The organism is Pseudomonas sp., from assembly GCF_037994325.1.
In the GTDB taxonomy this organism is placed as follows: Bacteria; Pseudomonadota; Gammaproteobacteria; order Pseudomonadales; family Pseudomonadaceae; genus Aquipseudomonas.
Genome location: NZ_JBBNAH010000673.1, coordinates 1 through 5,806, shown reverse-complemented (window position 1 = coordinate 5,806; position 5,806 = coordinate 1). Strand labels below are relative to the sequence as shown.

The window sequence follows — 5,806 nt, the reverse complement described above, 5'->3', positions numbered from 1 at the left end:
GTGGATCCCCGCCTTCGCGGGGATGACGGAGGTCGGTCCGGCTACCTCAGCCTGCTTCGGATACCGTTCAATACAGCCCCGATTGCCGGCTGCAACCCCCACACCGACTCGGGTATACTCGCCGGCTTTTCGAAAGTTCAAGCCTGCGAGTGCTGCCTACCATGGAAATCAACCCGATCCTTAACAGCATCAAGGACCTCTCCGAACGTTCCGAGACCATTCGGGGGTATCTTTGACTACGATCACAAGAGTGATCGTCTGACTGAAGTCAACCGCGAGCTGGAAGACCCGGCCGTGTGGAACAACCCCGAATACGCACAAAACCTGGGCCGCGAACGCGCTGCCTTGGCGCTGATTGTTGAAACCCTCGACGAAATGAGCAGTGGCCTCAGCGATGCCCGCGACCTGTTGCAGATGGCCGCTGAGGAAGAAGACCAGGGCGCGGTAGACGATGTGTCGGCCGAAGTGGAGCGCCTGCGCGAAGCCCTGGAAAAGCTCGAGTTCCGCCGTATGTTCAGCGGCGAGATGGACCCCAACAACGCTTACCTGGATATCCAGGCCGGTTCCGGCGGCACCGAAGCCCAGGACTGGGCCAATATTCTGCTGCGCATGTACCTGCGCTGGGCTGACAAACGCGGCTTTGACGCCACCATCATGGAGTTGTCGGCCGGTGAAGTGGCCGGTATCAAAGGCGCCACCGTGCATATCAAGGGCGAGTACGCCTTTGGTTGGTTGCGTACCGAAATTGGCGTGCACCGTCTGGTGCGTAAAAGCCCGTTCGACTCCGGCAACCGTCGCCATACCTCGTTCTCTGCGGTGTTTGTGTCGCCAGAAATCGACGACAACATCGAAATCGAGATCAATCCGGCAGACTTGCGCATCGACACCTATCGTTCATCGGGTGCCGGTGGTCAGCACGTAAACACCACCGACTCGGCGGTGCGTATTACCCACGTGCCGACCAACACCGTGGTGAGCTGCCAGAACGAACGTTCGCAACACGCCAACAAAGACACGGCGATGAAAATGCTCCGCGCCCGCTTGTATGAGCAGGAAGTGCAGAAGCGCAACGCGGCGTCGCAGGCGTTGGAAGACACCAAGTCGGACATCGGCTGGGGGCACCAGATTCGCTCGTACGTTCTTGATGCCTCGCGCATCAAAGACCTGCGTACCAGCATTGAACGCAGCGACTGCGACAAGGTATTGGATGGCGACATCGACGAATACCTGATCGCCAGCCTTAAGCAAGGGCTGTAATTCAGCCCGGATGACGAAGTCCCCCGCCCCGGGGTGGGGGCAACTGACCTGTAATGGAAACTGTAAAAACATGAGCGACCAGCAACCCGATCTGCAAGCACTGCAACAGGAAGAAAACACCTTGATCGCCCTGCGCAAGGAAAAGCTTGCCGCAGAGCGCAGCAAGGGTCAGGCCTTCCCCAACGACTTCCGCCGCGACAGCTACTGCAACGACCTGCAGAAACAGTACGTCGACAAGAGCAAGGAAGAGCTGGAAGCGGCGGCCATTCCGGTCAAGGTTGCCGGGCGCATCATGCTTAACCGTGGCTCGTTTATGGTTATTCAAGACATGAGCGGGCGCATTCAGGTGTATGTGAACCGCAAAACCCTGTCGGAAGAAAAACTCGCCGAAGTAAAAACCTGGGACCTGGGCGACATCATCGCCGCTGAAGGCACCCTGGCCCGTTCCGGCAAGGGCGACCTGTACGTGGAAATGACTGACGTGCGCCTGCTGACCAAGTCGCTGCGCCCGCTGCCAGACAAACACCACGGCCTGACCGATACCGAAACCCGCTATCGCCAGCGCTACGTTGACCTGATCGTTAACGAAGAAACCCGCCAGACCTTCCGCGTGCGTTCGCAAGTGATTGCGCACATTCGCAGCTTTTTGATGAAGCGCGATTTCCTTGAAGTGGAAACGCCAATGCTGCAGACCATCCCTGGCGGCGCAGCAGCCAAGCCGTTTGAAACCCACCACAACGCGCTCGACATGGGCATGTACCTGCGCATCGCGCCGGAGCTGTACCTCAAGCGTTTGGTTGTGGGTGGCTTTGAGCGGGTGTTCGAGATCAACCGCAACTTCCGTAACGAAGGCGTTTCGACTCGGCACAACCCCGAATTCACCATGCTTGAGTTCTACCAGGCCTACGCCGACTACGAAGACAACATGGACCTCACCGAGGAGTTGTTCCGCGAGTTGGCGCAGTTGGTACTGGGCAGCACCGATGTGCCGTACCAAGGCAAGGTCTTCCACTTTGGCGAGCCGTTTGCGCGCCTGTCGGTGTTTGATTCGATCCTCAAGTACAACCCGGAACTTACCGCGGCTGACCTGACCGATATCGACAAGGCTCGCGACATTGCCAAAAAAGCCGGCGCCAAGGTGCTGGGCTTTGAGGGCCTGGGCAAACTGCAGGTGATGATTTTCGAAGAGCTGGTTGAGCACAAGCTGGAGCAGCCGCACTTTATTACCCAGTACCCGTTCGAAGTCTCGCCGCTGGCCCGTCGCAACGACAACGACCCAAGCGTGACCGACCGCTTTGAGCTGTTTATTGGTGGTCGTGAAATCGCCAACGCTTACTCCGAGTTGAACGACGCTGAAGACCAGGCTGAACGCTTCCAGGCGCAAGTGGCCGACAAGGACGCCGGTGACGACGAAGCCATGCACTACGACGCCGATTTCGTTCGCGCCCTGGAGTACGGCATGCCGCCAACCGCGGGTGAGGGCATTGGTATCGACCGTTTAGTGATGTTGTTGACGGATGCGCCGTCTATTCGCGACGTGATCCTATTCCCGCATATGCGCCCGCAGGCGTAAGTTGGTGCCAGGCCGCGTGCAAGCTACTGCGCTCGGCCAGGCGGCGTTGAAAACAAGCGCAAAATGCTCATTGGCTACAGCCAACTCCGCTTTTTCGCTTGTTTTCGCCTTGCCTGGCCTCGCTCGCTACGCTTGCACACGACCTGGAGCGGCGCCTGTTAGCAGTGCGGGAAGGAATCTGTTCTGCCGAGGAGTGTCCCAAGGCCAGAGTTTCACCATTGCGAGAGGTAAGCCCAGTCGTGACCCACCCTGCCCGAGACAGCGCCGCCGATGTGGCTAGCGCCGTCGCCGAAAGTGTTCAGTACCAAGGCCGCAAGGCCAGCCGCCAGGGCAGCGAACAGCGCCGCCAGGCGATTCTTGATGCCGCCCTGCGCATTATTGTGCGTGAAGGCGTGCGTGCCGTACGCCACCGCGCCGTAGCCGCCGAGGCCGAAGTGCCGTTGTCGGCCACCACCTACTATTTCAAAGACATTAACGACCTGATTACCGACACCTTCGCCTTGTTTGTCGAGCGCAGTGCGGCGGATATGGCGGCGTTCTGGGACAGCACCGAAGTGCTGCTCCGCGAGCGCGTGGCCAAGCAGGACGGTAGCATCGAGTCGCGCCGGGTACTGGCCGACTACATCGCGGCCATGGCCGTGGAGTACGTGCGTCAGCAGGTGCAGGAGCGTCCTTCACATCTGCTTGCCGAGCGTGCCTTTCAACAGGAAGCGTTGCTTAACCCGCGCTTGCATGACTTGGTGCGCTCCCATCGGCAAATCCTCCAGCAGGGCGCCACGCATTTCTTTGAAGTGCTCGGCTCGCAGGAACCGGAACAAGACGCCAAGCTGCTTACCGGCATTGTTGAACGCATGGAATACCAAGGCCTGATCGATGGCGCGCAGAACCTGAATGCTGTCGACATGCTGGCGGTGCTTAAGCGCTATCTGTACCTGGTGCTTGGCCTGTAGGGGCGGCGGCGAATGCTGTGCACCCCCTACGTTTGTCATATTTCGCCGGTAGGGTGCGCCGTTTTGCAGTGAGCAGAGGTCGTAGGTAATGGCAGTGGTGAAAAACAGGGGGCAGGGGATGGCTAGAGCGATAAACACCTGGCGTGTACTGATGGCGCTGTCTTTTCTGTTGCTCAGTGGTTGCCTGGTGACCTTTAAAGACCCCATTCCGGCCAACGAGGCGGCGCCGATTCCGTTGTTGGGCGAGTGGTCGCGCAAGAACGAATTTGGCGAAACCCTGTATTTGGACATCAGCCGCTCCGGCTCCAACGTCTATAAAGCCCGCACCTATATCAACTCGCCGGACAACGACAAAAGCATCGAAGAGTACAGCTTTACCGTGGCTCACCATGGCAGCCGCTGGTACCTGTCGGCGGGCCTGCCGAAAAGCCTGGGCGCCAACTTTGCCATTGGCGGTTTCGAGCTGACCAAGGACAACGAGCTGCTGCTGTATAACCTCGACATCGACCGCATCAGCCAGGAGCTGCAAGTCGGCGGCCTGCAAGGCGATGTGGTGCAAACCCCGGAAGGCGAGGGCGTGTTGATCAGCAGCCCATTGGACAAAGTCTTCGCGTATCTGGACGATCAGGCCAATTCGGATGTATTTATCGAGGTGGCGCGCTACCAGCGCACCGGAGACTGATTACCTGACGAGGGACCGATGAACAGCCAAACCCCGCTGGACAACTACCAACTGATCATTCGCGCCTTGTCTGACCGCTTGGTAGAGGCGCAAACGCCGATCCGCGTGCTGGATGCCGTCAAGTGGGACGACAATGTTCGTCAGGCCTTCTTCAAGGGCAAGGGCAAGCAACTGCCGCAGGTGGACCGCGATTACTACGCGAGCCGGCCGCTGGGTTTTGATTCTGCGGCGAAAAAGCTCGAGTTCCAGAACCTGGAACGGGATATCACCCGCCAGCTCGGCCAGTTCAACCCGGTTGGGCAGATCATGCGGCGCATGTGCAAGGAATACCGCATGGTGATCCGCATGCTGGAAGCGCGCGGCACCTCGGATTTTGGCCTGATCTCGCAAGAACTCTACGGCTCAGCCTCCGATGCCTTCCACGCTGGCGACCCGACCCTGGCCGACCTGGGCCTGATGTTTTCCGATTACCTGAACAAAATCGACGACCGCGGCGACCTCAAAGACGAGCCCAAAACCCTGACCGCCAAGGACGCCGTGGCCCTGTTGCAAGGCCGCTTGAATACCGTGTTTGGCGAAACGCAAAGCACTATTCGCGTGTTTGAGTCGGACGGCATTCTCGCCGATGCCGCTGCCGGCGCTGACTACATCAAGATTCGCGCCGATGCGATGTTCAACGAACGCGATGTGCGTGCCCTGGAAGTGCACGAAGGGCTGGTGCATGTCGGCACCACCCTGAATGGCCAGAACCAGCCGATCTGTACCTTTCTGGCCAAGGGCCCACCCTCGTCCACGGTGACCCAGGAAGGCCTGGCCATCCTTATGGAAGTGATCGCCTTTGCCTCCTACCCCAGCCGCCTGCGCAAATTGACCAACCGCACCCGCGCCATTCATATGGCCGAAGACGGCGCGGACTTTTTGCAGGTATTCGACTTCTTCCGCGAGCAAGGCTTCGACATGGAGCAAAGCTACGCCAACGCCAGCCGCAGCTTCCGTGGCTCAACGCCGGATGGCCTGCCGTTTACCAAAGATTTGTCGTACCTCAAGGGCTTTATCCTGATCTACAACTACATCCAACTGGCCGTGCGCAAAGGCAAGCTTGAAGCGATTCCGCTGCTGTTCTGCGGCAAAGCCACGCTGGAAGATATGCGCACCCTGCGCCAGTTGGTGGACGAAGGCCTGGTGGTTCCGCCCAAGTATTTACCACCGCAGTTTCGCGACCTTAACGCGCTATCGGCCTGGATGTGCTTCTCCAACTTCCTCAACCACCTGAGCCTGGACCGGATCGAAGCGGATTATTCCAATATCCTCTAACCATGATGAGATCCCCTGTGGGAGGGAGCC

Annotated in this window: 5 protein-coding genes; all 5 read left to right on the top strand. The window is 58.9% G+C overall.

Annotation, left to right across the window (positions count from 1 at the left end):
• Positions 1-161 precede the first annotated feature (161 nt).
• A protein-coding gene (gene prfB / locus AAAB16_RS22235) for a peptide chain release factor 2 (RefSeq protein WP_340665291.1) occupies positions 162-1,257 on the top strand; the annotation gives its coding sequence in 2 pieces (ribosomal slippage) (positions 162-233 and positions 235-1,257; 1,095 coding nt in all).
• Between the two features lie 70 nt (positions 1,258-1,327).
• Entirely contained in the window at positions 1,328-2,830 is a 1,503-nt protein-coding gene (gene lysS / locus AAAB16_RS22230) for a lysine--tRNA ligase (RefSeq protein WP_340665290.1), read from the top strand.
• A gap of 239 nt (positions 2,831-3,069) precedes the next feature.
• Positions 3,070-3,780 carry a TetR family transcriptional regulator gene (locus AAAB16_RS22225; RefSeq protein ID WP_340665289.1) on the top strand — a complete coding sequence of 237 codons (711 nt, stop codon included), beginning with the start codon at positions 3,070-3,072 and terminating at the stop codon, positions 3,778-3,780.
• Between the two features lie 130 nt (positions 3,781-3,910).
• Positions 3,911-4,462 carry a hypothetical protein gene (locus AAAB16_RS22220; RefSeq protein WP_340665292.1) on the top strand — a complete coding sequence of 184 codons (552 nt, stop codon included), beginning with the start codon at positions 3,911-3,913 and terminating at the stop codon, positions 4,460-4,462.
• A gap of 18 nt (positions 4,463-4,480) precedes the next feature.
• Positions 4,481-5,776, top strand: a complete 1,296-nt coding sequence (locus tag AAAB16_RS22215) for a flavohemoglobin expression-modulating QEGLA motif protein (RefSeq protein ID WP_340665288.1) — start codon at positions 4,481-4,483, stop codon at positions 5,774-5,776.
• Positions 5,777-5,806 lie beyond the last annotated feature (30 nt).

Excerpts from the sequence above, each read along its gene's own strand:
- lysS (WP_340665290.1), top strand. The coding sequence starts at position 1,328 with ATGAGCGACCAGCAACCCGATCTGCAAGCACTGCAACAGGAAGAAAAC.
- AAAB16_RS22215 (WP_340665288.1), top strand. The coding sequence starts at position 4,481 with ATGAACAGCCAAACCCCGCTGGACAACTACCAACTGATCATTCGCGCC.